This window comes from Pseudomonas sp. SMSB3 (genome assembly GCF_052041965.1).
In the GTDB taxonomy this organism is placed as follows: Bacteria; Pseudomonadota; Gammaproteobacteria; order Pseudomonadales; family Pseudomonadaceae; genus Aquipseudomonas.
The window spans coordinates 18,138-44,426 of the sequence record NZ_JBKGGV010000010.1 but is presented as its reverse complement, the minus strand read 5'-3'; the positions used below and the strand labels follow the sequence as shown (position 1 = coordinate 44,426).

General features: G+C 64.4%; 23 protein-coding genes and 1 riboswitch. Of the genes, 8 read left to right on the top strand and 15 right to left on the bottom strand.

All coding sequences use genetic code 11. The features are described from left to right. The first annotated feature begins 13 nt into the window (after positions 1-13). Positions 14-877, top strand: coding sequence for an archaetidylserine decarboxylase (gene asd / locus ACLEJW_RS16880; protein WP_145189931.1), 864 nt, complete (start codon positions 14-16; stop codon positions 875-877). 75 nt (positions 878-952) lie between these two features. On the opposite strand, the gene ACLEJW_RS16875 is transcribed toward asd, so the two are convergent. Continuing rightward, positions 953-2,407, bottom strand: coding sequence for a histidine kinase (locus ACLEJW_RS16875; RefSeq protein WP_440777928.1), 1,455 nt, complete (start codon positions 2,405-2,407; stop codon positions 953-955). 135 nt (positions 2,408-2,542) lie between these two features. Here ACLEJW_RS16875 and serB point away from each other — a divergent pair, with 135 nt between their 5' ends. Continuing rightward, positions 2,543-3,757 (top strand): phosphoserine phosphatase SerB, encoded by a 1,215-nt coding sequence (gene serB / locus ACLEJW_RS16870; RefSeq protein ID WP_313458642.1) that lies wholly within the window; start codon positions 2,543-2,545, stop codon positions 3,755-3,757. A gap of 95 nt (positions 3,758-3,852) precedes the next feature. Here the strand turns inward: serB and ACLEJW_RS16865 are convergent, their stop codons facing one another. The 9 genes from ACLEJW_RS16865 to ACLEJW_RS16825 all read right to left on the bottom strand — a co-directional run bounded on the left by ACLEJW_RS16865 (position 3,853) and on the right by ACLEJW_RS16825 (position 13,075). Beyond that, on the bottom strand, positions 3,853-4,563 hold the full coding sequence (locus ACLEJW_RS16865; protein WP_145189922.1) for a PqiC family protein: 711 nt from the start codon (positions 4,561-4,563) through the stop codon (positions 3,853-3,855). A 175-nt stretch (positions 4,564-4,738) separates the two neighbouring features. Then, a complete protein-coding gene (parC, locus tag ACLEJW_RS16860; RefSeq protein ID WP_440777927.1) occupies positions 4,739-6,997 on the bottom strand; it encodes a DNA topoisomerase IV subunit A in 2,259 nt (752 codons plus the stop codon). A gap of 10 nt (positions 6,998-7,007) precedes the next feature. Next, positions 7,008-7,526 (bottom strand): retropepsin-like aspartic protease family protein, encoded by a 519-nt coding sequence (locus ACLEJW_RS16855; RefSeq protein ID WP_145189917.1) that lies wholly within the window; start codon positions 7,524-7,526, stop codon positions 7,008-7,010. Continuing rightward, entirely contained in the window at positions 7,523-8,509 is a 987-nt protein-coding gene (locus ACLEJW_RS16850; protein WP_313458647.1) for an esterase-like activity of phytase family protein, read from the bottom strand. Before ACLEJW_RS16850 ends, ACLEJW_RS16855 begins: the two co-directional genes overlap by 4 nt. Next, positions 8,506-10,410, bottom strand: coding sequence for a DNA topoisomerase IV subunit B (gene parE, locus ACLEJW_RS16845; RefSeq protein WP_313295703.1), 1,905 nt, complete (start codon positions 10,408-10,410; stop codon positions 8,506-8,508). The genes ACLEJW_RS16850 and parE overlap by 4 nt, the downstream gene beginning before the upstream one ends. Positions 10,411-10,445: 35 nt before the next feature. Beyond that, positions 10,446-11,054, bottom strand: a complete 609-nt coding sequence (locus ACLEJW_RS16840) for a YqiA/YcfP family alpha/beta fold hydrolase (protein WP_145189908.1) — start codon at positions 11,052-11,054, stop codon at positions 10,446-10,448. A gap of 146 nt (positions 11,055-11,200) precedes the next feature. After that, positions 11,201-12,001 carry a 3',5'-cyclic-AMP phosphodiesterase gene (cpdA, locus tag ACLEJW_RS16835; RefSeq protein WP_440777926.1) on the bottom strand — a complete coding sequence of 267 codons (801 nt, stop codon included), beginning with the start codon at positions 11,999-12,001 and terminating at the stop codon, positions 11,201-11,203. A gap of 13 nt (positions 12,002-12,014) precedes the next feature. Continuing rightward, positions 12,015-12,467, bottom strand: a complete 453-nt coding sequence (locus tag ACLEJW_RS16830; RefSeq protein WP_145189905.1) for a DUF1249 domain-containing protein — start codon at positions 12,465-12,467, stop codon at positions 12,015-12,017. Next, positions 12,458-13,075, bottom strand: a complete 618-nt coding sequence (locus tag ACLEJW_RS16825) for an NUDIX domain-containing protein (protein ID WP_313295695.1) — start codon at positions 13,073-13,075, stop codon at positions 12,458-12,460. The genes ACLEJW_RS16830 and ACLEJW_RS16825 overlap by 10 nt, the downstream gene beginning before the upstream one ends. A 185-nt stretch (positions 13,076-13,260) precedes the next feature. On the opposite strand from ACLEJW_RS16825, the gene ACLEJW_RS16820 reads away from it, so the two are divergent. After that, positions 13,261-14,007, top strand: coding sequence for an RsiV family protein (locus tag ACLEJW_RS16820; RefSeq protein ID WP_313458656.1), 747 nt, complete (start codon positions 13,261-13,263; stop codon positions 14,005-14,007). Here the strand turns inward: ACLEJW_RS16820 and cytX are convergent. Together cytX and thiC are read right to left on the bottom strand one after the other, a co-directional pair. Next, positions 13,976-15,259 carry a putative hydroxymethylpyrimidine transporter CytX gene (cytX, locus tag ACLEJW_RS16815; protein ID WP_440777925.1) on the bottom strand — a complete coding sequence of 428 codons (1,284 nt, stop codon included), beginning with the start codon at positions 15,257-15,259 and terminating at the stop codon, positions 13,976-13,978. The two genes, ACLEJW_RS16820 and cytX, sit on opposite strands and share 32 nt — an antisense overlap. Before the next feature lie 105 nt (positions 15,260-15,364). Continuing rightward, entirely contained in the window at positions 15,365-17,245 is a 1,881-nt protein-coding gene (gene thiC, locus ACLEJW_RS16810) for a phosphomethylpyrimidine synthase ThiC (RefSeq protein WP_440777924.1), read from the bottom strand. Positions 17,246-17,399: 154 nt separating this feature from the next. Next, positions 17,400-17,506, bottom strand: a riboswitch (TPP riboswitch). 162 nt (positions 17,507-17,668) lie between these two features. Here thiC and ACLEJW_RS16805 point away from each other — a divergent pair. Continuing rightward, positions 17,669-19,102 carry a TolC family outer membrane protein gene (locus ACLEJW_RS16805; RefSeq protein ID WP_145189890.1) on the top strand — a complete coding sequence of 478 codons (1,434 nt, stop codon included), beginning with the start codon at positions 17,669-17,671 and terminating at the stop codon, positions 19,100-19,102. Between the two features lie 39 nt (positions 19,103-19,141). On the opposite strand, the gene waaA is transcribed toward ACLEJW_RS16805, so the two are convergent. Then, complete coding sequence (waaA, locus tag ACLEJW_RS16800; protein WP_440777923.1) at positions 19,142-20,413, bottom strand: lipid IV(A) 3-deoxy-D-manno-octulosonic acid transferase; 1,272 nt, start codon at positions 20,411-20,413, stop codon at positions 19,142-19,144. A gap of 11 nt (positions 20,414-20,424) precedes the next feature. Continuing rightward, on the bottom strand, positions 20,425-21,315 hold the full coding sequence (locus ACLEJW_RS16795) for a LysR family transcriptional regulator (RefSeq protein ID WP_145189884.1): 891 nt from the start codon (positions 21,313-21,315) through the stop codon (positions 20,425-20,427). An 85-nt stretch (positions 21,316-21,400) separates the two neighbouring features. Between ACLEJW_RS16795 and ACLEJW_RS16790 the strand changes: the two genes are divergently transcribed. The 4 genes from ACLEJW_RS16790 to ACLEJW_RS16775 are packed head-to-tail and all read left to right on the top strand — an operon-like array spanning position 21,401 to position 24,782. Next, on the top strand, positions 21,401-21,733 hold the full coding sequence (locus ACLEJW_RS16790) for a DMT family transporter (protein ID WP_145189881.1): 333 nt from the start codon (positions 21,401-21,403) through the stop codon (positions 21,731-21,733). A gap of 46 nt (positions 21,734-21,779) precedes the next feature. Continuing rightward, positions 21,780-22,955, top strand: coding sequence for an NAD(P)/FAD-dependent oxidoreductase (locus tag ACLEJW_RS16785; protein WP_440777922.1), 1,176 nt, complete (start codon positions 21,780-21,782; stop codon positions 22,953-22,955). Further along, positions 22,952-23,764, top strand: coding sequence for an aldo/keto reductase (locus ACLEJW_RS16780; protein WP_145189875.1), 813 nt, complete (start codon positions 22,952-22,954; stop codon positions 23,762-23,764). Before ACLEJW_RS16785 ends, ACLEJW_RS16780 begins: the two co-directional genes overlap by 4 nt. 49 nt (positions 23,765-23,813) lie before the next feature. Beyond that, the gene (locus ACLEJW_RS16775) at positions 23,814-24,782 is read left to right on the top strand and encodes a metal ABC transporter ATPase (RefSeq protein ID WP_145189872.1); all 969 of its coding nucleotides are present in this window, start codon (positions 23,814-23,816) and stop codon (positions 24,780-24,782) included. Between the two features lie 36 nt (positions 24,783-24,818). Here ACLEJW_RS16775 and hldE read toward each other — a convergent pair whose 3' ends face one another. After that, positions 24,819-26,240, bottom strand: coding sequence for a bifunctional D-glycero-beta-D-manno-heptose-7-phosphate kinase/D-glycero-beta-D-manno-heptose 1-phosphate adenylyltransferase HldE (gene hldE, locus ACLEJW_RS16770; RefSeq protein ID WP_145189869.1), 1,422 nt, complete (start codon positions 26,238-26,240; stop codon positions 24,819-24,821). Positions 26,241-26,289 lie beyond the last annotated feature (49 nt).

Genomic DNA, 26,289 nt, shown 5'->3' with positions numbered 1-26,289 from the left:
GACACTGCCTACAATGAAATCCCGCCTGTTCATCATCAGCCAGCACCTGCTGCCGCATCATCTGCTGTCGCGCCTGGCCGGCTGCATCGCCGAATGCCGCGTACGCTGGTTCAAGAATGCCTTCACAGCCTGGTTCGCCAAGCGCTACCAGGTCAACATGAGCGAAGCCCTGGTCGAAGACCTCAGCGCCTACGAGCACTTCAACGCATTCTTCACCCGCGCCCTGAAGCCCGGCGCTCGCCCGCTGGACCAGAGCCCAGGTGCCGTACTCTGCCCGGCCGATGGCGCGGTCAGCCAACTGGGCCCGATCGAGCACGGTCGCATCTTCCAGGCCAAGGGTCACAGCTTCAGCGCCCTGGAGCTGCTGGGCGGCGACCCGGCCCTGGCGGCGCCGTTCATGGGCGGTGAGTTCGCCACCATCTACCTGTCGCCCAAGGATTATCACCGCGTACACATGCCCCTGGCCGGCACCCTGCGCGAGATGGTCTACGTGCCGGGCCGGCTGTTCTCGGTGAACCAGACCACGGCGGAGAACGTGCCGGAACTGTTCGCCCGCAACGAGCGAGTGGTTTGCCTGTTCGATACCGAGCGCGGGCCGATGGCCGTGGTGCTGGTCGGTGCGATGATCGTCGCTTCGGTCGAAACGGTGTGGGCTGGCCTGGTAACGCCGCCTAAGCGCGAACTGAAAACCTTCCGCTACGACGATGCCAGCCGCGCACCGATCCACCTGGAGAAAGGTGCCGAGCTCGGGCGCTTCAAGTTGGGTTCGACTGCGATCGTGCTGTTCGGCCCGCAGCAGGTGAAGTGGGCCGAGCTGCTCGGTGCCGGCTCGGCGGTGCGCATGGGTGAATTGCTCGCCCAACCGCAACAGGTCTGAATCTGGCAACGCCCCGGTTAGCGCCGGGGAACACACTGCGCCGCCGCTGCCCTTGGGCAAGGCGGCGCACGTGCATCAGGCGCGGCGTTCGTGCATCCGCGCCAGCTGCCGCTCCAGCATCGATGGATACGGCTCCATCAAGCGTTCCACGCAGCAGGCCCCTTCGGGGCTGGCGATCGGACGAATCCGTGCACGCTTGCGAATCAGCTCATCATCACTGATCTGCCGCTCCACCAGCAGCAGGTTGCGGCTGTGCTGTGACAGCGCCAAGGCGTCCTGGGCTTTCTCGGCCATCAACAGATCGACCTGCTCCAGCCCTTGCAGGTCATCGCTCAAGGCCAGACCCAACTGCAGTTGCAAAGTGATGCCGCTGTCGGCCACTTCGATCTGCAAGGCGTGGCCAAGGGCTCGCAGCAGCTCGCCGCAGCAGATGGCATTGGTCAGGTAATCTTCGCCACACTCGCGGCTGTGGAACAGCACCAGCGTGCTGCCGTCGTTGAGCGCGTGAATCTCACCTTCGTACAGCGACGCGGCTTGCTCCAGGCAACCCTCGTAGCGCTCGATCAGCTCGCTCAGGCGGGTACGCGGCAGGCGCCGCAGTTGTTCCTGCGAGCCCAGTTGCACGGCCAGCACTGCGCTGTACTGCGGCTCATCGCTGATCACGGGGGCAGGTTTGACCCCCGCTTGCTCGTCATCCAGCAGTCCGGCAAAGGCTGCGTCGTCGTCCTCGTCGGCCTGGACCACGGCCTTGGCGCGTTGCGCCGGCAAGACCTGCACGTCATCGTGCAGGTCTTCGAACTCGTCTTCCTCCGGCTCAGGCTCAGGTTCAGGCGGAGGTGGCGGCGCCAGGCGTGCGTGCAGCTGGCGGGCGATGTCGCCGATCTCATCCTGACGGTCGATGGCCGGCGTGTACGGATGCGGGTCGCGCAGCCAGACACGCAACTGCAACAGCGGCAAGGTGATGTGACGACCTTGGCGCAGGCTCAGGCTCAAGGCCAAGGCCAGCAGGATCGCCGCCAGAATGCCCATGCTCTGCAGGCTGATCAGCATCGGCTGCTGGAACTGGCCCATGTCCAGGCTGATGCGCAACTGCCCCGCGGTCACGTCCTGGAAGGTGATCTTGGTCTGGTACAGCCCCTCGGCTTCGCCCAGCAGGCTGTTGCGCGGACGCTGACCAGCTTCGGCGAGTATGCGGTTGTCGACGCTGTAGATGGCCGCGTGGGCCACCAGCGGGTTTTTCACCAGGTTGCCCAGCAGGACGTTGAGGCTGAGGATGTCGTTGGACACCAGCAGCTCGGTGGCCGACGTGGCGGTCTGCGTGGTCAGGCTCTGGCCCAGGGCATCGGCCTGCTCATGCATGGCCTGCTTGAACTGCAGGCCCATCACGCAGGCATAGATCACCAGCGCCAGGGCGACCAGGAATATGTTGGTACTGGCGATACGCAGTGCCAGTGGAACACGACGTTGGCGCAGGGCACGAAAGATCATCAGGAAGAAGTTATCTGGTTTGACGGGCGTGGGCCGGTTCACAGAGCTAGGCTCTTAATGGCATAAAAGTGTTGCGCAGTATAGCGAGCCGGGTTTTGTCGGCAAAGTAGCGTAAGCACCCGATGGTCATGGAAAATCGGTAGAATGCGCATTTTTCATCGAAGTCGGAGCCCGATTTTGCGCGAAATCGTCCTGATCAACATCACCGGTGAAGACCGTCCCGGTCTCACTGCGGCTATCACCGGCGTCCTGCTCCAGGGCGGTGTGAACATCCTCGACATCGGCCTGGCGGTCATGCACGGCACCTTGTCGTTCGGCATCCTGGTCGACATCCCCGACAACGAAGTGGCCACCCGCCTGTTGCAGAGCGTGCAGTCCAAGGCCCATGAGCTGAACCTGCAGGCGCGCTACACGCCCGTATCGGAAGCCGACTACCAGCACTGGGCCGATGCCCAGGGCGAGGCGCGCCACATCGTCACCCTGCTCAGCCGCAAGATCAGCCCTGAACAGTTGCAGCGCGTCAGCGCCGTCATCAGCCAGTACGGCCTGACCATCGAGCGCATCGAGCGCCTGTCGGCCCGCGTGGCGCTGGATGCGCCAAGCGAAACCGCCAAGGCCGCCCTGGAGATCTCCGTGCGCGGCGTGCCGAGCGATGCCCAGGCCCTGCGCGCCGACTTCTTCGCCTTGTCCGAAGCGCTCAACGTCGACATCGCCTTCCAGAAAGACGACCTGTTCCGCCGCAACCGCCGCCTGGCGGTATTCGACATGGACTCCACGCTGATCGAAGCCGAGGTGATCGATGAGTTGGCCAAGGCCGCCGGTGTCGGCGAGCAGGTCGCGGCCATCACCGAGCGCGCCATGCGCGGCGAGCTGGACTTCCGCGCCAGCTTCAAGGAGCGCATGGCACTGCTCAAAGGCCTGGATGTGAGCGTACTCGACGAAATTGGCGCATCCCTGCGCCTGACCGAGGGTGCCGAGCACCTGTTCGCCGAGCTCAAGCGCCTGGGCTACAAGACAGCCATCCTGTCTGGTGGCTTCTCCTACTTCGCCAAGCAGGTGCAAGCGCGACTGGGCATCGATTACGTATTCGCCAACGAACTGCCCGTCGTCGACGGCAAGGTGACCGGTGAAACGGTCGAACCGATCGTCGACGCCCAGCGCAAGGCCGCTTTGCTGCAACAGTTGGCCAGTGAAGAAGGCTTGCAGCTGGAGCAGACCATCGCCGTGGGTGACGGTGCCAATGACCTGCCGATGCTGGCCCTGGCCGGCCTCGGCGTGGCCTTCCGTGCCAAGCCATTGGTGCGCCAGTCGGCCAAGCAGGCGATCTCGACCCTTGGCCTGGATGGCGTGCTGTATCTACTGGGCCTGCGTGATCGCGACTTGCGCCAGTAATCGGTACCGGCCTGGGTGGCCTTGCCGCTCAGGCTTGCTGCGTCAGATAAAAAAAGCCCGCGAACATGCGGGCTTTTTCGTGGGCGCGGGGGAGATCAGAACCGATAGACTTCCATATCGGTGCGAATCGGCGAGGCCATCGGAATCTTCGATTTTTCCGGTGCTTTCTTGACCTGTACCGGGGCCGCTGGCTTCTTCGGCGTGTCTTCGGCGAGCGCAGGCTGATTGGCCAATGGCTTGAGCGCTGTGCTCAGCTGCTCGGCAAGCTTTTGCAGCAGCTGCCCCTGCGCCTGCACCTGCGACGATTCGCTGCCCTCGTGGTGTTGCTCAAGGTGCACGATACGGTTGTCGCGCACACGGCCTCGGCGGTCGAGCAGACGCCACTGGGCGTCGAGGATCGCTGGCTGGTCCTTGCCCGAATCCAGGCGAGTGATCGACAGCAGAACTTGCACATCGGCTGAGAACCCACTGCTCGCCGGCGCCAGCACCACACGCTGGCTGTCCAGGCGCCACGCCAGCTGACGCACCAGCAGCTGGTCGATGTCGGATGACAGACTGCCGGCCCAGCGACCGTCCGTCGCCGAGCTCAGGCTGCCGTCGGCCTGACGCTGCAAGAAGGTTTCACGCTGAAGGTAATCGGCAACCGACACCGGGCCGAGCACCACGGCCATGCCCGCACTTTGCGAAGGCTGGCCCGGATCACCGCTGTCGAGTTGGTACAGGGCAACCGGCTGGTGCATGCTGCACCCGCCCAGTCCCAGTAGACCCGTCATCAACAGCGCAAATGGAAGGCGCAGGAATTTCATTCAACCCATCCAGGCGGTCGCCACCAGGCAAACCGCAGTGATACTGATATAGACTCAATCAGGCACACGGCCACGCCGGCACCGCAGGGGCACTATCATCCGCGAAATATTGGTTCGACTCCAGCATTTCTGCCTGGAACGGCGCTGAAATTGCCGTTCCAGACATTTCGTCGGGTCAGCCCGGGCGCTCGACCTGCAAGGCATCGACGCGCTGGAAGCCACGCGGCAGCTTACTGCCTCGGCGACCTCGCTCGCCCTTGTAGTGCTCAAGGTCGTCGGCCTTGAGCGAGAGGGTGCGCTTGCCGGCCTGCAGTACCAGGGTCGCCCCTTCGGCTACCACTGCCAGGTCGGTGACGTATTCCTCGCGGCTGGCCACCCGGTCGCCTGGCACGCCGATGATCTTGTTGCCCTTGCCTTTGCCCAGTTGCGGCAGGTCGGCCACCTTGAACACCAGCAAACGCCCCTCAGTGGTCACCGCCGCCAGCCAGTCCTGCTCGCGGTCGGCGACCGGCCGCGGGGTCATCACCTTGGCGCCGTTGGGCAGGCTCAGCAAGCCTTTGCCTGCCTTGTTCTTGGCCTGCAGATCTTCACCTTTGACCACGAAGCCGTAGCCCGCATCGGAAGCCACCACGTACAACGCGTCGTCCTCGGGCAGCAACACGCACTCGAAGGTCGCCCCTGGCGGTGGGGTCAGACGCCCGGTCAAGGGCTCGCCCTGGCCGCGCGCCGATGGCAAGGAATGTGCGGCGACCGAGTAACTGCGCCCGGTAGAGTCGATCAACACGGCAAACTGATTGGAACGCCCAGCGGCGGCGGCCTTGAAACCATCGCCGGCCTTGTAGGACAGGCCAGTGGCATCGATGTCGTGCCCTTTGGCGCAGCGCACCCAGCCTTTTTCCGACAGGACGACGGTCACAGGCTCGGTCGGCATCAGCTCGTTTTCCGACAAGGCCTTGGCTTCGGCGCGCGCGACGATCGGCGAACGGCGCTCATCGCCGTAGGTTTCGGCATCCTTGATCAGTTCGCTGCGCACCAGCTTGCGCAACTTGGCCTCGCTGCCCAGCAGACCTTGGAGCTTGGCCTGCTCCTTGAGCAATTCGTCCTGCTCGCCGCGGATCTTCATCTCTTCAAGACGCGCCAACTGGCGCAGACGGGTCTCGAGGATGTACTCGGCCTGTATCTCGCTGAGCGCGAAGCGTTCGATCAATGCCTGCTTGGGGTGCTCCTCGGTGCGGATGATATGGATCACTTCATCCAGGTTGAGAAACGCAGTGAGCAGACCTTCCAGCAGGTGCAGGCGCTTCTCGACCTTGTCCAGACGGTGCTGCAGGCGGCGGCGCACGGTCTGGGTGCGGAACGTCAGCCACTCAAGCAGCAACGCACGCAGGTTCTTCAGTTGCGGACGGCCGTCCAGGCCGATGATGTTGACGTTGACGCGGTAGCTGCTCTCAAGCTCGGTGGTGGCGAACAAGTGCTGCATCAGCTCATCGGCATCGACCCGATTGGAGCGCGGAATGATGACGATGCGGCATGGGTTTTCATGGTCGGACTCGTCACGCAGGTCAGCGACCATGGGCAGCTTCTTCGCTTGCATCTGCGCTGCGATCTGCTCCAGCACCTTGGCACCGGACACCTGGTGCGGCAGCGCGGTGACGACGATATCGCCATCCTCGACGCGGTACACCGCACGCATGCGAATGGAGCCGCGACCGCTTTCGTAGATCTTCAGGATCTCGGCACGCGGGGTCACGATCTCGGCTTCGGTCGGATAGTCCGGACCCTGGATGTGCTCGCACAGCTGCTCGATGGTGGCCTTGGGCTCGTCGAGCAAGCGTACGCAGGCGGCTGCCACTTCCCGCAGGTTGTGCGGCGGCACATCGGTGGCCATGCCCACGGCGATGCCCGTGGTGCCGTTGAGCAGGATGTTCGGCAGGCGCGCCGGCAGTACCGCAGGTTCCTGCAGGGTGCCGTCGAAGTTGGGCACCCAGTCGACGGTGCCCTGGCCAACTTCGCTCAGCAGTACCTGCGAATAGCGCGACAGGCGCGCCTCGGTATAACGCATGGCGGCGAACGACTTCGGATCGTCCGGCGCCCCCCAGTTGCCCTGGCCATCGACCAGGGTGTAGCGATAGCTGAACGGCTGGGCCATCAGCACCATGGCTTCGTAGCAGGCCGAATCGCCGTGCGGGTGGAACTTGCCGAGCACGTCGCCGACGGTACGGGCAGACTTCTTGTGCTTGGCATCGGCGTCGAGCCCCAACTCGCTCATGGCATAGACGATGCGGCGCTGCACGGGCTTCAAGCCGTCGCCGATGTGCGGCAAGGCGCGATCCATGATCACGTACATCGAATAGTTGAGGTAGGCCTGTTCGGTGAAGTCAGCCAGCGAACGGCGTTCGACGCCATCCAGACTGAGTTCCAGTGAGTCGCTCATGCGGGCCTCGTCATTTCAGGTTCTGGCGCAGCAGCATGGTGCCGCCGCGCTGGGTAAATTCAAGTTGTTTCAGGGCGCTCATGCCCAGCAGCACGGTCTGCCCGTCCAGGCCCGGCACCACGATGGCGCGCACACCCTGCAAGTGGATGTCGCCCAGCTGCAGGCTATCCAGGCGCGTGCGGTAGCCTTCGGTGCGGCCATTGGCGGTACTGAGCAACACCGGGCTGCCGCGCTTGAGGTTCAACTGGCGGCCCAGCGCCTCCGGGATCGCCACATCGGTCGCGCCGGTGTCGAGCATGAAGTGCACGAGCTGGCCATTGATCGCTCCGTCGAGCACGAAATGCCCCTGGCCATTACCCAGCAGGCGCACCTCCACGTAGCCGTCACCGTGCTCGGACTGCACCTGGGCATTGGGGTTGCGCTGCTGGTCTTCCCATTGACCGAAGAAACGCGTGGCCAGGAACAGCCCCGCCGCCCAGGCGACGATCAGCAGTACCTTGCCGGCGCGCTTGCCCGGCGCCTGATTCATGGATTGGCGCTCCAGCCGCCCTGGGGTGCGGCAAAGCGCCAGACGATCGGCCGGCTTTCGCCATCGGCGCGATCGGTATTGTTGTTATCCAGGCCAATCCACGCGCCCTTGGCATCGATCACCAGCGCCTCGGCGAGGCCAAACGGCTGGTCATAGCGGCGCTGCGGCTGCAAGGCCTCGCTGGCGAACGACCAGCAGCGCTCGACCTCGCCCGTGTCGGCAGCACGCCGACAGATGCGGTAGGCGTTGCGCTCGAGGGTGAACAGCTTGCCCTCGAACCACGCCAGGTCGGCGAAATCACGCGGCAGCGCAACCGGGTCAGGCACCTGCGGCGGCTGCATTTCCACCCCGGCTTCGCTGAGCAGCACGCAGCGCCGTCCACAGGTCCACATCGTTTGCTGTTTCTCGATCGCCACCAGCCCACGCCGCTCGCGCTCGGCGGCAAGCCAGAGACGATCACCGGCGGGGTTGATCGCCAGGCCTTCGAACAGCGCGTTGAAGTTGAGCAGCATGCCGCTGGCGCGTGCCTGGCGCACCATGGCCGCGTCGATATTCAGCCACTGCGGCTCACCTGCCGTCGGTATTTGCAGCACCGCCGCGTGCGCCTCGCTGACCACATAGAGGTTACCAGCCTGGTCGCAGGTGATGCCCTCGTAGTCCAGCTCGCCGCCACGCACGAAAGACGCTGCCCAATTGCGCACCTTCAGGCCCCAGGGCAGCCCGCTCTCCGGCACCGGCGGCGCGGTGAACGCCAGCGCCTGCGCGCTCCACACGGGAGTTTGTCGGTCAAAACGATAGATTCGATCGTCATCGCGATCGGACACGCCCCACAAGGCGCCGCGGCATTCGGCCAGGCCCGACAGGTTACCGCCGTGCATACCCTCGATCGGGTGTTCCGAGGTCAGTTTCAATTCCGCCCAATCTTCAGCCAGGCTCGGCAAGGCGAGCACTGCCACGCACGCGGCGACCAGCAGACGAATCAAACCAGCACCTCGGCCAGGTTGCCTTTGGTTTCAAGCCACTGCTTGCGATCACCGGCGCGCTTCTTGGCCAGCAGCATGTCCATGATTTCGGTCGTGCCTTGCACGTCGTCCAGGGTCAGCTGCACCAGGCGCCGGGTGTTCGGGTCCATGGTGGTTTCGCGCAGTTGCGGCGGGTTCATCTCGCCCAGGCCCTTGAAGCGGGTGACCTGCGGCTTGCCGCGTTTCTTCTCGGCCACCAGGCGATCGAGGATGCCGTCACGCTCGGCTTCATCGAGGGCGTAGTAGATTTCCTTGCCCAAGTCGATGCGATACAGCGGCGGCATGGCGACGTAGACGTGACCGGCTTCGACCAAGGCGCGGAAGTGCTGGACGAACAAGGCGCAGAGCAAGGTGGCGATGTGCAGACCGTCGGAGTCGGCGTCAGCGAGGATGCAGATTTTGCCGTAGCGCAGCTGCGACAGGTCGGCGGCGCCAGGGTCGACGCCGATCGCCACGGCGATGTTGTGCACCTCCTGGCTGGCGAGCACTTCGCCGCCATCGACTTCCCAGGTGTTGAGGATCTTGCCGCGCAGCGGCAGGATGGCTTGGAACTCCTTGTCGCGGGCCTGCTTGGCCGAGCCGCCGGCCGAGTCACCCTCGACCAGGAACAGCTCGGCGCGCATCGGGTCCTGGCCTGCGCAATCGGCCAGTTTGCCGGGCAGTGCCGGACCCTGGGTGATGCGCTTGCGCTCGACCTTCTTGCTCGCCTTGAGGCGCCGGCCGGCGTTGCTGATGGCCAGCTCCGCCAGCTGCATGCCCAGCTCCGGGTGGCCATTGAGCCACAGGCTGAAGGCATCCTTGACCACGCCGGACACAAAGGCGGCTGCCTCGCGCGAGGACAGGCGCTCCTTGGTCTGGCCAGAGAACTGCGGCTCCTGCATCTTCATCGACAGCACGAAGGTGATGCGTTCCCAAACGTCCTCGGGCGCCAGCTTGACCCCCCGCGGCAACAGGTTGCGGAATTCGCAGAACTCGCGCATGGCGTCGAGCAAGCCCTGGCGCAGGCCGTTGACGTGGGTGCCGCCCTGGGCCGTGGGAATCAGGTTGACGTAGCTTTCCTGGACGCTGTCGCCGCCTTCGGGCAGCCACAGCAAGGCCCAGTCGACCGCTTCCTTGTTGCCGGCCAGGCTGCCACAGAACGGCTCATCGGGCAGGCGCTGGTACTCGCTGACCGAGTCGACCAGGTACGAGCGCAGGCCATCTTCATAGTGCCATTCGACTTTTTCGCCGCTGGACTTGTCTTCGAAGCTCACCAACAGGCCAGGGCACAGTACCGCCTTGGCCTTGAGCACGTGCTTGAGACGGCTGATGGAGAATTTGGCCGAGTCGAAATACTTCGGGTCCGGGCTGAAGTACACGCTGGTGCCGGTGTTGCGCTTGCCGACCGTGCCGACGACTTCAAGCTCGCTGGCCTTGAAGCCATCGGCGAAGGTCATCTGGTATTCGTTGCCATCGCGCTTGACGCGCACCCGCACCTGGGTCGACAAGGCGTTGACCACCGAGATGCCGACCCCGTGCAGGCCGCCGGAAAACTGGTAGTTCTTGTTGGAGAACTTGCCGCCGGCGTGCAGCTTGGTGAGGATCAGCTCGACCCCGGAGACACCTTCTTCAGGGTGGATGTCCACCGGCATGCCGCGGCCATCGTCGCTGACTTCCAGCGAGTGGTCGGCATGCAGGATCACCTGCACGCAGCGTGCATGCCCGGCCAAGGCTTCGTCGACACTGTTGTCGATGACCTCCTGGGCCAGATGGTTGGGCCGGCTGGTATCGGTGTACATGCCCGGGCGTTTACGCACCGGGTCGAGGCCGGAGAGGACTTCGATGGCGTCTGCGTTATAGGCGCTAGCGCTGGGATTGGCCATGGGTTCTCGTCGTCAGTCTGGTGAATGCGAAAAAGTCAAAATACAGAAAAATCGAGCGCCGCATACTGCCCCCGGGCAATCCCGGCAAAGGCCAGCAAGCCCGGCAATTGCGTGGCGAAGCCTTGGTAGCTGTGGTCGCCTCCGGCCTGGATGCGCAGGGCGCAGCCGCGGTAATACTGCTCGGCATGGCGGTAATCCAAGGTTTCATCGGCGGTCTGCAGCCACACTTGATAGCGCGCCGGGTCCGCCGGAGGCGGTACTTCCAGCTCGGCCAGGGCCTGCACGTGATCGAGGGTCAGTTCCCAGCTTTCACCGGTGTAATGGTTGCGCTGGGTGCCCAGATAACCGTCGAAACGCTTGTGCGGCGTAACCGCCGGATTGACCAGCAAGGCCTTGAGCCCATGCCGCTCGGCAAGGTGCGTGGCATAGTAGCCACCCAGCGAACTGCCGACCAGTAGTGGCGCACCCAGCTCGGCGATGGCGGCCTCGAGCTGCAGCAGCGCCTGGCGCGGGTGATGATGCAAGGCCGGCAGGCGCAGTTGCTGCGCCAGGCCCAGCTGCTGCATGACCGCCTCGAGCTGACGCGCCTTGGTCGACAGCGGCGAGCTGTTGAAGCCATGGATATAGAGGATGGAACCTGACACGCTGCCCCCGGAATCTGTGGCGTAGCGCCCGATCTCACGAGCGCAGGGACGCGCAGTGTAGCGCGTTGGCAGGGTTTTGGCGCCGCAGGCGGGTTTAGCAACACATTGTTCAATGGACTCAAAGGGGCGAGCGTTGCCTCGAATGCTCAGTACCCTGGGCTGTCGAAGTCGAGCTTCACCTGGAAATCCAACGCTCGCTCTACCCCGGTCTCCAGCCGCCCGTCGGCGTGCAGGCGCAACCAGCGGTAGCCTGGTTGTTCTTCGCTCACCCGAAAGTCCTCGCTGCGCGCAGCGAACTGGATGCAGGTCGAGGGCGTGGCCAGCAAACGCCTTCCGTCGCGTAGTTCATCCCACTCCTGGTGCACATGCCCCCAGAGCAGCGCCCGCACCTGTGGATGAGCATCGATGGTATCGAACAGCGCCTGGGCATTGCGCAAGCCGATCGGCGCGATCCAGGCGCAGCCGATGTCCACCGGCTGATGGTGGAGACACACCAGGCAATGCCGTGTACCCGCCGCTTCCAAGGCGCCATCGAGCAAGGCCAGCTGATCATCCTGCAAAAAGCCGTGGGTGGCACCGGGCACGGCCGTGTTGAGCATGATGATGCGCCAGGCGCCCATGTCGGTCACCGTCTGCACCAGCTGCGGAGCCACTTGCGCCATGGCCTGCGCCTCATCGTGGTTACCGGGCAACCAGCGGGTCGGCACGGCCAACGGCGCAGTCAGTTCACGGAACGCTTCATACGAAGCGCCACTGCCGTCCTGGGACAGGTCGCCGGTGCACAGCAGCAGGTCGATATCCGGCTGCTCGCGCCGCACCTGGGCCACCACGTGGCGCAGGCTGTCACGGGTATTGAGGCCGAGCATGCTGCCGCCAGGATCGGCGAACAGGTGGGGGTCGGTCAGTTGCACCGCAAGCACGGGGTGCGAGGGGTCCAGGTGTGGCAACGGCCGTCTCCTTTCAGCGTACGCTGGCCAGTTCGTGACCGCAGGCCAGGCAGTGGCTCAGCCATTCACCGAGAAACAGGTTGAGCTGGGCTTTTTCGTCCGGCTGGTGCATGGCTTCGTTCGGGTAGGGGTAGATGCTGCGCAGGCGCCGGGTGTGTTCGGCACTGATCACCTCGGCCATGCGCGCATCGTGGTACACCTGCACGTCCAGATGCGGCACCGGCAACCAGGGCAGGCTGTGTTCCTGGCTTACCCGCACCGTGGTGGTGTAGGGGCACGCAAGCAAGACCTCGAGCACCAGCACCCCGATCATCTGGTCGCCCTGCGTCATGCCGATGCGCCGTGAACTCTGGTTGCTGCGCATATCGGGCAACAGGCGCATGAGCCGGGCGTAGTTGGCCTCGCAGGCTGCCTGCAGCCCGGCAAGATCGACCCGATAACGCTCACGCAGCAGGTTCACTTCCACATACCTCGCACTTCATCCCGATTCAGCGCCAGCCACTGCAAACCAATGATGGTCGCTGCGTTGCAGATGCGCCCGTCGCGCACGGCCTGCAGGGCGTCTTCGAACGACCATGCGCGCACGCGGATGTCTTCACCCTCTTCCTCGAGGCCATGCAGGCCGCCGGCCCCTTCGCTGCTGCAGCGTCCGAGGAACAGGTGCACGTATTCGTCACTGCCGCCGGGCGAGGGAAAGTAGCGCGTCATCGGCCACAGGGCGCTGAAGGTCAGCCCGGCTTCTTCCTGCGCTTCACGGTGAGCCACTTCCTCGGGTTGCTCGTCCTTGTCGATCAGCCCGGCGACCATCTCGATCAGCCACGGGTTGTCGATCTTGTCCAGCGCGCCGACGCGAAATTGCTCGATCAGCACCACTTCGTCACGCTGCGGATCGTAGGGCAGCACGCAGACCGCATCGTGGCGCACGAACAGTTCGCGGCTGATCTGGCGACCCAGGCCGCCGGCGAACAATTCATGGCGCAGGTGCACCTTGTCGAGCCTGTAGAAGCCTTGGAAGCAGTTGTCCCGCTTGACGATTTCGACCGCCTTGGGCACCGAGTTGATCGTATCTGACATGGAAATCCTCATTACCTCATTTACCGCTTCGCGCCATCCTACTCTGCACGCCTGAGCGTTTCACCCCTTTCCGGCCACCGTTCGCACACTCGGGACAGCAAGTCTTCACTCTGATAGCTTAGTGGCGAACTGAAGGCCGTACAGACGGTCAAAGGCCGACTTTTCCCTGTTCTGCAAGGATCATCATGACACTGGTCAAACTGACTTCCGTGGCGCTGCTGGCACTCGCACTGGGCGCCTGCCAGAGCCTGTTCGCGCCCAATTACCGAACTCCGCTGGAGGTCAAGCGCGAGGCCTGGGAACACCTCAAGCCTGGCTGCAGTGCAAGCGATTGCCCCTTGGTGAATATCGATACCGTGCACTTCCCGGCCCAGCCCAAACTCGATGCCATCGTCGAGCAGCGCCTCTTGCAGCTCACCGAAGATAATCAGCATGGCACCGCCCCGCGCACTCTGCAGGCGTATGAGCAGCAATACCTGGCCAATGCCGATAAACGCAACAGCAGCTACCTGCAAGCCAAGGTACGCGAGCAGCATGACGGGCTGGTGATCATCGAGCTGTCCAGCTACCTAGACAGCGGCGGCGCCCACGGCATGCCGGGGCGGGCCTTCATCAACTATTCGCGCAAGCTGGACAAGGTCCTGACCCTGCAGGACATGCTGGTACCCGGTCAGGAAGACACCTTCTGGAAGACCGTCGAAGAATCCCACCGCGCCTGGCTGATGAGCGTGGGCATGGACAAGGACGCCGAGTTCGTCAAGACCTGGCCGTTCAAGCGCTCGCCGCACATCGCCCTGACTTACGGCGCGGTGGTGGTGAAGTACGAAGTCTACGCCATCGCCCCGTACTCCATGGGCCACGTCGAACTGAAAATCCCCTACCCGCGCCTCAATGGCGTGCTCAAGCCCGAACTGTTTCCCGGCCGCGGCTAAGGCTCATCAAGCCGTGCAATGCCCCTGCCAGCAATAGCGCCGGCAGGGTGGCGCCGACCTGCGGCGCGGTGGCGGCGATCAGGTGATAGGCTGCCACCCCCACTGCCCAGGCCAGCAGCGCCTGCCAGTGCAAGGCCTCGATCTGCCCAGGCAGACGGCGACGGCGGACCACGTAATGGTCGACCAGCACCACGCCGAACAGCGGGGCGAACACCGAGCCGATCAACAGCAGGAAGTTTTCGTACTGGGCCAATGGCGCGAGCAAGGCGATCAGGGTGCACAGCACACCGATGGCCAGGGCCAGGTGCTCGACTTTCAACGGCAGCAGCACGCCGGTGGAAACCGCCGCCGAGTGAATGTCGGCAAAGGCCTTTTCCGATTCGTCCAGCAGAATCAGCAACAACGGGATGCCCATCCCGGCGCCGGCGAGGGCGAGCAACAGCGCATTGACTTCAGCACTGGCGGCAAACGCCAAGGTGTATGCCACGCCCAGGCTCATCAGCCAGGTGTTGCCGAGGAAGTAGCCCAGCACGGTTGCACCGAATACATGCTTGCCGTTACGCGCGAAACGCGAATAGTCGGCGATCAGCGGCAACCATGACAGCGGCATGGCGATGGCGATGTCGAAACCCACCGCCAGCGACATCGAACCATCCCCGGCGCGGTTCCAGAGTTCAGCCAGGTCGGCCTTGGCCAACAGGTTCCAGGTCAGCCACAGGCACGCGCCCAACAGTAGCCAGATACCCCAGACGCGCAGCACCTTGCGCACGAACGCCAATGGGCCGCTGACTGCCAGCAGGGTGGCCAGGCCACCAAAGCACAGGGTCCAGAGCATCGGGCTATTCCAGGCGCTGTCTTCGCCGAACGCCCGTGCGCCCAGCAAGCTGGCGGCATCGCGCATGACGATGATCTCGAACGCGCCCCAACCCACCAGTTGCAGCAGATTGAGCAAGGCCGGCAGGCGTGCGCCGTGGCGGCCGAGGCTCAGTTTCAAGGTGCCCATGGCCGACAGGCCTGTGTCACTGCCGATGACACCGGCAGCGCCGAGCAGCAGAACGCCGACGCCGGTGCCAAGGGTGATGGCCAGTAGTGCACCGGCCAGGCCAAGGCCAGGCGCCAGCATGGCGCCGACCTGCAGAACCATCAAACCGATACCAAGGGAAAACCACAGCGAGAACAGGTCGCGGGCACCGAAAATGCGCTGATGGGTGGGGACCGGGTGGTCGGGGGAGAATTGGCTGGGGGATGTCATGTATTGGCGCTCGCCGGCAATGTTGTAGGTGTTCTTGGCGAGGACTTGGTCCTCGAATCGCGACGCAAGGCCGCTCCTACAGGACGTAGGAACGGCCCCGGGTTCTTACACTTTGTGGTAAAGCTGGCTGCCTTCCTGACGGAAGCGCTCGGCCTGATCGCGCATGCCCTGCTCGATCGTCACGTCCACGGTGTCGATCTTCGCGGCGTACTCGCGCACTTCCTGGGTGATTTTCATCGAGCAGAACTTCGGCCCGCACATCGAGCAGAAGTGCGCGACCTTGGCCGACTCCTTGGGCAGCGTCTCGTCGTGGAAAGCGCGCGCCGTGTCCGGGTCCAGGCCCAGGTTGAACTGGTCTTGCCAACGAAACTCGAAACGCGCCTTGGACAAGGCGTTGTCGCGAATCTGCGCCCCTGGATGGCCTTTTGCCAGGTCCGCGGCATGGGCGGCGATCTTGTAGGTGATGATGCCGGTCTTGACGTCGTCCTTGTTGGGCAGGCCCAGGTGTTCCTTGGGCGTTACGTAGCACAGCATGGCGCAGCCGAACCAGCCGATCATCGCCGCGCCGATGCCCGAGGTGATGTGGTCGTAGCCTGGGGCGATGTCGGTGGTCAGTGGGCCGAGGGTGTAGAACGGCGCCTCGTCGCAGCATTCGAGCTGCTTGTCCATGTTCTCCTTGATCAGTTGCATCGGCACGTGACCAGGGCCTTCGATCATGCACTGGACATCGTGCTTCCAGGCAATCTTGGTCAGCTCGCCAAGGGTTTCCAGTTCGCCGAACTGCGCCGCGTCGTTAGCGTCGGCAATGGACCCTGGGCGCAGGCCGTCACCGAGCGAGAAGCTCACGTCATAGGCCTTCATGATTTCGCAGATCTCTTCGAAATGCGTGTACAGGAAGTTCTCCTGGTGATGCGCCAGGCACCACTTGGCCATGATCGAGCCGCCGCGGCTGACGATGCCGGTGACCCGCTTGGCGGTCAGCGGCACGTAGCGCAGCAGCACCCCGACATGGATGGTGAAGTAGTCCACGCCCTGCTCGGCCTGCTCGATCAGGGTGTCGCGGAACAGCTCCCAGGTCAGGTCCTCGGCCACGCCATTGACCTTTTCCAGCGCCTGGTAAATGGGCACGGTACCGATCGGCACGGGCGAGTTGCGGATGATCCACTCGCGGGTTTCGTGAATGTGCTTGCCGGTGGACAGGTCCATGACCGTGTCCGAGCCCCAGCGGATGCCCCACGTCAGCTTGGCCACTTCTTCCTCGATCGAGGAGCCCAGGGCGCTGTTGCCGATGTTGCCGTTGATCTTCACCAAAAAGTTGCGGCCGATGATCATCGGCTCCAGCTCGGGGTGATTGATGTTGGCCGGGATAATGGCGCGGCCACGGGCGACTTCTTCGCGCACGAATTCGGCGGTGATCTGTTTCGGGATGCTGGCGCCGAAGCTGTGGCCAGCGTGCTGCTGATCGAGCAGACCGGCAGCGCGAGCTTCCTGCAGCTTCATGTTCTCGCGGATGGCGACGTATTCCATCTCGGCGGTGATGATGCCCTGGCGTGCGTAGTGCATCTGCGACACGTTGGCACCGGCCTTGGCCCGACGCGGGTTGCGCACATGGGCAAAGCGCAGCTTGGCCAGTTCGGCATCGTTCAGGCGCTGCTGGCCGAAGTGCGAGCTCAAGCCCGGCAGGCGTTCGCTGTCAGCACGCGCGTCGATCCACGACGAACGCACATCGGGCAGGCCCTTGCGCACATCGATGATGACAGTGGGATCTGTGTAGGGGCCGGACGTGTCATAGACCAGCACCGGCGCATTGCTTTCGCCGCCGAAATCGGTGGGGGTGTCGTCCAGGCTGATTTCGCGCATGGGCACGCGGATGTCCGGGCGCGAGCCTTGTACATAGACTTTGCGCGAACGGGGCAGAGGTTGCACGGACTGCTGATCGACTTGCGCCGATTCGCTGAGGTTGATCGGTTTTTCTTGTTGGCTCATTACAGGCTCTCCAGACAGCTTCCTGGCGGTGGAATGTCGGAGCTGAACCTGAACGGCGCGCACGCACCCTGGCGGATGCAGTGCCGGATACACGGGTGCCGCGCGCTGCATGCAGCTGCGACATTCCCGGACCTGGCACAAGAGGCTCCCCGGGAAGGCGAGCAATCTTGTTCCCTACGCAGGCGCTAACCTGATCAGGTTCAACGGGATCCGCACCTCTGCGATCTCAGCCTTTGCTTCAAGGCACCCCGACAAGAACAGGCGCAGTCTAGACTGGAGTGCCTGGCAAAGCCAAGCGGGTAACGCGCAAGGGTGATGAAAGGCGCAAGCGGCGATTGTTGGCCAGTGCGCATGGCACTACACTGGCCCATCGCTCGATACTCAACAGTTCAGTAATAAAATTTCGTACAAGGATTGCCTCTTATGCTGCGCAAACTCTCACTGGCGATTGCCGTGTCTTGTGCGTCCAATGGAGTGGTTTGGGCAGCGGCCGTGCCCATGACGGTCAGAACCGACCTGGTCAGCGTCTACCAGGAAGCGGTCGACAACAACGCCGACCTGGCAGCGGCGCGTGCCGACTACGGCGCTCGCCGGGAGGTCGTGCCACAGGCACGTGCCGGCCTGCTGCCAAACCTTTCGGCAGGCGCCGAAATGATGCACACGCGGACCAAGCTCGACGAGCCTTCGATCACCTCCAACCGCAGCGGCAACGCCTGGAGCGCGACCCTGGCCCAGCCGATCTTCCGCGCCGACCGCTGGTTCCAGCTGCAAGCCGCCGAGGCAGTCAACGAACAAGCCGCGCTCGAGCTGTCGGCCACCGAACAGAATCTGATCCTGCAAACGGCACAAAGCTACTTCGCCGTGCTGCGCGCCCAGGACAACCTGGCGGCGACCAAGGCCGAGGAAGCGGCGCTCAAGCGTCAGCTCGATCAGTCCAACGAACGCTTCGACGTTGGCCTCTCGGACAAGACCGATGTGCTGCAATCCCAGGCCAGCTACGACACCGCGCGGGCCAACCGGATCATCGCCGATCGCCAGGTGCAGGACGCCTTCGAGGCCCTGGTCACCCTGACCAACCGCGAATACACGGCCATTCAAGGCGTGGTCCACAGCCTGCCGGTGCAGGTGCCGATGCCCAACGACGCCAAGGCCTGGGTAGAAACCGCCGGGCGCCAGAACCTCAATCTGCAGGCGACCAACTACGCGGTGGCCGCCGCCGAGGAAACCCTGCGCCAACGCAAGGCCGGTCATGCGCCAACCCTGGACGCCGTGGCCAAGTATCAGAAGGGCGATAACGACAGCTTGGGCTTCAGCAACCCCTCGCAATTGGGCGTGCGCTACAGCGGTGACGTCGAACAGACCAGCGTCGGCCTGCAGCTCAACATCCCCATCTACAGTGGCGGGCTGACCAGCTCGCAGGTGCGCGAGGCCTATCAGCGCCTGAGCCAGAGCGAGCAGCAGCGCGAAAGCCTGCGCCGCCAGGTGGTGGAGAACACGCGCAACCTGCATCGGGCGGTCAACACCGACGTCGAGCAGGTGCAGGCGCGCAAGCAGTCGATCATTTCCAACCAGAGCGCCCTGGAGGCTACCGAGATCGGCTACCAGGTCGGCACCCGCAACATCGTCGATGTACTGGATGCGCAGCGCCAGTTGTACACATCGGTACGTGACTACAACAACAGCCGCTACGACTACATCCTCGACAATCTCAGCCTCAAGCAGGCTGCGGGCACACTCAGCCCGCAAGACTTGCAGGACCTCAAACGCTACCTGAAAGCCGACTACAACCCGGACAAGGATTTTCTGCCACCGGACCTGGCAGCGGCGGCTGCCAAGAACTTCGAGCGCCGCCCCTGAAACCAACGGCAGGGGGTGCGGGGCTGCGCACTCTCGGATTCAGCGCATGAGCCGAGCCAAGCCCTCCAGCAGGCGCTGCAACGCGCCCTGATTGGCCAGCATCACCGCCCTGCCCGCCGCGCCCATGCGCTGGGCATCTTGCGGCAGCTCGATCAGGCGCCGCACTGCCTCGGCCAAGCCCTCGGCGTCGTCGACCTGCTGCAGCGCTCCTGCCGCTCGCAGCATGGCGCTGATCTCGAGGAAATTGAACACGTGCGGCCCCATGATCACCGGCATTGCCAGCGCGGCTGGCTCCAACGGATTGTGCCCGCCCGTGGCGACCAGGCTGCCGCCGACGAAAGCGACATCGGCAAGGGCATACAGAAACAGCAGCTCGCCCATGGTATCGCCGAGCAACACCTGGGTCTGCGCGGTCACCGGCTGACTGGCCGAGCGCCGGATGGTGGCAAATTGCCCGGCACAGAGGCTGTGCACCGCGTCGAATCGTTCGGGATGGCGCGGCACCAGGATCAGCAGCGCATCGGCATGCACCTGCAGCAGTTGCCGGTGGGCCTGCAGAATCAATGCATCTTCACCCTCATGGGTGCTGGCAGCGATCCACAGCGCACGCTGCTCGGCGCCCCATGCTGCGCGCAGGGCCTGGGCACGGGGCCGCAGGTCGGCGGCGATGTTCAGGTCGAACTTGATCGAGCCGGTCACCTGCACGCACTCGGGTCGCGCGCCCAGGTCGCGAAAACGCTGGGCCTCGGTTTCGGTTTGCACGGCAATCAGGCTCATCTCAGCGAGCATCGGCCGGGTCAGCCCGGCGAAACGCCCATAGCCACGGGCCGAGCGCTCGGACAGGCGTGCATTGGCCAGCGCTACAGGAATGCCGCGCTTGGCACATTGGTGGATGTGGTTGGGCCACAGCTCGGTTTCCATGATCACGCCCAGCTTGGGCTGCACGTGGTCGAGGAAGCGCCCGGCCGCCCAGGGCAGATCGTAGGGCAGATAGCAGTGCTGGACCCGTGGCTCGTCGGCGAACAGCGCGCGAATGCGCTCGGAGCCGGTCGGCGTCATGCAAGTCAGGGTGATGGGCAGATGCGGGTAGGCCTTGAGCAGTGCCCGTACCATGGGGGCGGCGGCGATACTTTCACCCACCGATACCGCGTGCACCCAGATGCCACCCGGACGCATCGGCGGCATCTGCCAGGCGAAGCGCTCGGCGATGCGCTGGCCATAGGCCGGTGCCTTGCGTGCACGCAGGTACAGGCGCAGCGCCAGCAGCGGCAGGCCCAAGTGGAACAACAAGGTATAGAGCGTTCTGTTCATGGCGGCGAAGTTTACCCGATCGCACGCAAATGCACTGCAAAGCGCTCGGCCAACCATTGCGCGGCAGGGCCGAGCGGCTCGTCGCGTCGCCAGGCCAGTTCCACCACCAGCGCCGGTGGCCGCCACTCGCTGTCCAGCTCGACCATGTGGGCCTGGTAGGTCGGGTACTGCACCACATGCCTGGGCAGCCAGGCCCAGCCCAGGCCGCGCATCAGCAACTCGGCCATGGCGTAGAAGCTGTCGGCGCGCCAGACCTGCGGGCTGATCGCCTCGCCGCCGGGGTAGCCGCTCTGCTGCGGGGTGATCAGAAGCTGACGATGCCGGGCCAGCTGTTGCCGAGTGACCCGGCGCTCGCCAGCGAGCGGGTGGTCGACGGCGCACACCGTAACCATTTCTACACTGCCCAAGGCCCGCCGCTCCAGCGCGGCAGGCATGCGCTCATGATGAAAGAACAACCCCAGGTCGGCGCGGCGCTCGGCCAGCTTACGTGCGACATCCCCTTGCGCGCCGCTGGCCAGTTGCACTTCCAGGGAGGGATAGCGGCTAGCCAGCTCGTCGAGGCTGTCGATGACCGGCTGATAGGGCATGGCTTCGTCCTGGGCCACCCTGAGCAGCGCCTCCTGGCCGCGCATCAACGCCAGCGCACGGCCATCGAGACGCTCGCACTGGCGCAACAGCTCGCGCGCATCTTCAAGCAACGCTGCGCCGTTTGCAGTCAACTTCGGCTGCCGGCCACTGCTGCGCTCGAACAGCGTCACGCCGAGGTCCGCCTCCAGCAGCGCGACTGCCTGGCTGATCGCCGACTGCGCCTTGCGCTGCTCGCGGGCCACGGCCGAAAACGAGCGCAATTCGGCCACGCGCAGGAAGATCCGCAGCTGCTCCAAGTTCCATTGCTCGGCCATCAACCTATCTCCAGTTCTGATAGGTAATGACTTTACCGCAATCAGGAACTTACTAGAATGCCGGCCAATAACCGAGGAATCCGTCATGAATGCGTACACCTATCTCGCCATTGCCATCTGCGCCGAAGTCATCGCCACGGCTTCCATGAAAGCGGTCAAGGGCCTGAGCACACCACTCCCCTTGCTGCTGATGGTGGTCGGCTATGCCATCGCCTTCTGGATGCTGACCCTGGTGGTACGCAGCATTCCGGTGGGCATCGCCTACGCCATCTGGTCAGGCCTTGGCATCGTGTTGATCAGCGTGGCGGCGCTGGTGCTCTATGGGCAGAAACTGGACATGCCGGCCATGCTCGGCATGGCCATGATCGTGGGTGGCGTGGTGGTGATTCAGCTGTTCTCCAAAACTGCTGGGCACTGAGGCAGTCTGTATACTTGCCGCCTGACTGACATTTCGAGGTACCGCCATGCCATCTGCCATTACCACTGACGTGCTGATCGTCGGCGCCGGGGTCGCAGGCCTGTGGCTCAATGCACGGCTGCGCCGGCTGGGCTATTCCACGGTGCTGGTAGAGCGCTCGACCCTTGGCGGCGAGCAGACCGTCAAGTCCCAGGGCATCATCCACGGCGGTACCAAATATGCCTTGCACGGCGCTCTGACCGGGGCTTCGGAGGCCATCGCCGACATGCCCCGGCGCTGGCGCGAAGCCATCGCCGGCAGCGGCGAGCTGGACCTGACCCACACCCGCCTGTTGTCCGACGCCCACTACCTGTGGTCGCCCGGTACACTGGCCGGCAACCTGACCAGCTTCTTCGCCAGCAAAGCCGTGCGCGGTCGGGTCGACCAGGTCAAGGGCGAGCAGTTGCCACCGGCGTTGCAAGCCCAGGGCTTCAAGGGCAAGGTCTATCGCCTGGCCGAACTGGTCATCGACGTGCCCAGCCTGTTGGCCAACCTGGCGCAACTCGCCGGCGACAGCCTGCTGGCAGGCGAGCGCGTCGAGCCGCTGCGCGAGGGCGACGCGCTGGTCGGTCTGCGTGTCGATGGCCGCGAGATCCGCGCGCAACGCATCGTGCTCAGCGCCGGGGCAGGCACGCGCGATCTGCTGCAGGCGCTGGGCCTGGAGCAACCCGCCATGCAGACCCGCTCGCTGCACATGGTTCTGGCCAAGGGTCCCAACCTCAAACCGCTGTATGCCCATTGCCTGGGCGGTGGACCGAAGCCACGGGTGACCGTTACCACTCACCCGGCCGCCGACGGCCAATGGGTGTGGTACCTCGGTGGCGATCTGGCCGAGGCCGACGGCGTTGCCCGCGAGCCTGCAGCGCAGATCGCGGCGGCCCAGAAGGAAGTCGCCAGCCTGCTGCCTTGGATCGATCAGAGCCAGGTGCGCTGGGCCACCCTGCGCGTCGATCGCGCCGAGCCGGCACAATCTGGCCTGGTGCGCCCGGACAACGCGTTTCTGGCCGAGCAGCAGCGGTTGCTGGTGGGCTGGCCGACCAAGCTGGCGCTGGCACCGGATTTCAGCGACCGGGTTCTGGCCAGCCTCGAACGCGACGGTATCCACCCCGCGGCCAAGCCGGACCTGAGCGGCCTGCCCCGGCCAAGCGTGGGCGTGCCAGCCTGGGAGCAACTGCTGCCATGACCCTGCCAACCTTGCATGGCCTACGGCGCCCGCTGGGCAGCACCGGTCTGAAGGTGTCGCCCCTCGGCCTGGGCACGGTCAAGCTGGGCCGCGACCAGGGCGTCAAATACCCCAACGGCTTCACCATCCCCGACGATGACGAGGCTCGCCTGCTGCTGGCCCAGGCCCGCGAACTGGGGATCAACCTGATCGACACCGCACCGGCCTATGGCCGCAGTGAGGAGCGCCTCGGGCCGCTGCTGCGCGGCCAGCGCGATGAATGGGTGATCGTCAGCAAGGTGGGCGAGGAGTTCGACGTCGGGCAATCGCATTTCGACTTCAGCGCCGCCCATACCCGACTTTCGGTGGAGCGCAGCCTGCAGCGCCTGGAAACCGACCGCATCGAACTGGTGCTGGTGCACTCCGATGGCAACGACCTGGCCATCCTCGAGCAGCAGGAGGTCTATCAGACCCTGGCCGAGCTCAAGCGCGAGGGCAAGATTCTCGGCTTCGGGTTCTCTGGCAAGACGGCCGCTGGCGGGCTGTTGGCGCTGCAGCAGGGCGATTGCGCCATGGTCACCTACAACCTCAACGAACAGGCAGAGCGCCCGGTGCTCGACTACGCTGCCGAGCACGGCAAGGCCATCCTGGTGAAGAAGGCATTGGCCAGTGGACATATCTGCCTGGCACCCGGCATCGATCCCGTGCAGGCCAGTTTCGAGCTGCTGTTCGCCCACCCGGGCGTCAGCAGTGCTATCGTCGGCACCATCAACCCATTGCACCTGGCCCACAACGTGGGCGTCGTCGCCCGCATCCTGGGCCGGCAATGAGTGCTCCGGCCACCGGCCGAGGCACTGACCCGAAGCAAGGAGGAGCCTCGTGGCGCGAACGCTGATCCGCAAGAACCCGAGCAACTTCAAGACCCTGCCCCTGCATGTGGAGGCCAGCGCCGACGGGCTGACCTACCAGAGCATCGGCATGCCGCTGAACTTTGCTCAGACCCAGCAGCGGCGCAAGGCGATTCAACTGGCCGACCCCCAGCGCTTCGTGGTCGAGCTGGCCAACCTGGGTGTGTCGGTGCGCCTCACCTTGCATTGGCAAAACCGCGACTATTGGGTGCTGGTGCGCCAACGCCGGCAGGACCGCGGCGATGTGGTGCTGAAACTGATTTCCGGTTACGTGCCGGCGCACGAATTGAACCTGCCGCTGCACACCGCCGTGCAGGAGGTTGCAGAAGAGTGCCTGCTGGAAACCCCGGAGGGCTGGCTGAGTGGACGCTTCAATGACACGTGGCTGCCGGCGCCCTACAGCGCCGCCCTGCATTACCGCGAGACGCCGCATTTCCAGCTGGCGCCGCAGTCCGGCGCGGCGCGCCCCGTGCAGGCTGCCAATCTCACCTTGCTGGAGCGCCCGCGGGCCTACGTGCACCTGCCCACTGCTTCGTTGCAGTTGATCTATGACCTGCGCTTGCAGGTGCCGCGCGATGCCAAGAAACTCAGCCTGTTCCATGTCGATGAGCGCCTCGAGGGCGACCAGCTGGTGGCACGTCTGAACCGCAAGCGGCCAGACTTGTACCTGATGCCGCTGCAGGACGGCCGGCCGCTGGCTGAGCTGTATACGCTTAGAAAGGACGAGTTGCTGCCCGCCAGCACGCGCGGCCTGTACCTGGCTGAAAGCTTCGCGCAACAGGATGGCTGGGTGGTCAGAGACGAGCGCATTCGCTGGAAGGATTGGCTCAGGCAGCAGGGCCTGATCGAAAGCCGGGCTAAACGCGCGTCGCACCTCAAGCGTATTGGCGACAAGGCCCGGGCATTGCTGCAGCGTGCCCGAACATCCCTGCACAAATGAATGAAGGGGCTGCAATGCAGCCCCTCCCGTGTAGCCTCAATGCTTGCGGATTTTTTCGACGATCGCGGTGGTAGAGCTGTTTTCCACCAGCCCCAGCACCTTTACCGTGCCACCGTTGGCTTTGACGATATCGGCGCCCACCACCTGGTCGATGCCGTAGTCGCCGCCCTTGACCAAGACGTCGGGCTTGACCTGGCTCAGCAGGTTTTCCGGCGTGCCTTCTGAGAAGCTGATCACCCAATCCACTGCACCCAATCCCGCCAGCACCGCCATGCGTCGGTCAACACTGTTGATCGGCCGGCCTGGCCCCTTGAGACGGCTGACCGAAGCGTCGTCATTGACCGCGACGATCAGGCGATCGCCCTGTGCCCGGGCTTGCTCCAGATAGGTGACATGCCCGGCGTGCAGGATATCGAAGCAGCCGTTGGTGAAGACGATCTTCTCTTTGTGCGCCCGGGCATCGTCGATGGCCAGCAGCAGTTGCTCCAGGCCCAATACACCGCGCTCGGAGCCTTCTTCGCGCTGGATGGCGCGGCGCAGCTCCGGGGCACTGATGGCCGCAGTACCCAGCTTGCCCACCACGATGCCTGCAGCCAGGTTGGCCAAGGCTACCGCGTGCGGCAGGTCTTCGCCTGCGGCGATGGCCGCAGCCAAGGTAGAGATCACGGTGTCGCCGGCACCGGTGACATCGAACACTTCGCGGGCCCGAGCCGGCAGGTGCAGCGGCGGGTGGCCGCTGCGCAGCAGGGTCATGCCATGCTCGCCACGGGTGACCAGCAGCGCGCCCAGGTCCAGGTCTTGCAGCAACTGCAGACCCTTGGCGACCAGCTCGGCCTCATCGGCGCAACGACCGACGATGGTTTCGAACTCGCTGAGATTCGGCGTGATCAGGCTGGCGCCGCGGTAGACGGAAAAATCCTTGCCCTTGGGATCGGCCAGCACCGGGATGCCCTTGGCCCGAGCGGCCTGGATCAGGCTCTGGTGGTCTTTCAGCGCGCCCTTGCCGTAGTCGGACAGCACCAGCACCTTGATGCCTTCGAGCAGCGTGTCGACTTCCGCGCCCAGAGACAGGGCGTCGGTGGCGAACGGCTCCTCGAAATCGATGCGCAACAGTTGCTGGTGCCGGCTCATGACTCGCAGCTTGACGATGGTCGGCTGGTGCGCAATGCGCTGGAACACCGAGCGCACGCCCGCGGCCTGCAAGCTGTTGGCGAGGCTGTCGGCGGCCTCGTCCTGACCGGTGACGCCGACCAGCGAAGCGGGGGCGCCAAGGGCTGCGATGTTCAAGGCAACGTTGGCCGCACCGCCTGGGCGATCTTCGATCTGATCGACCTTGACCACCGGCACTGGCGCTTCTGGCGAGATACGCGAAGTACCGCCATGCCAGTAGCGGTCGAGCATGACATCGCCGACCACCAGTACCGGGGCTTGATCGAATCGCGGCAGGGACAACTTCATGGGCAACCCATATGGAAATAATGAACAGGGACGGGATATTAACACAGGG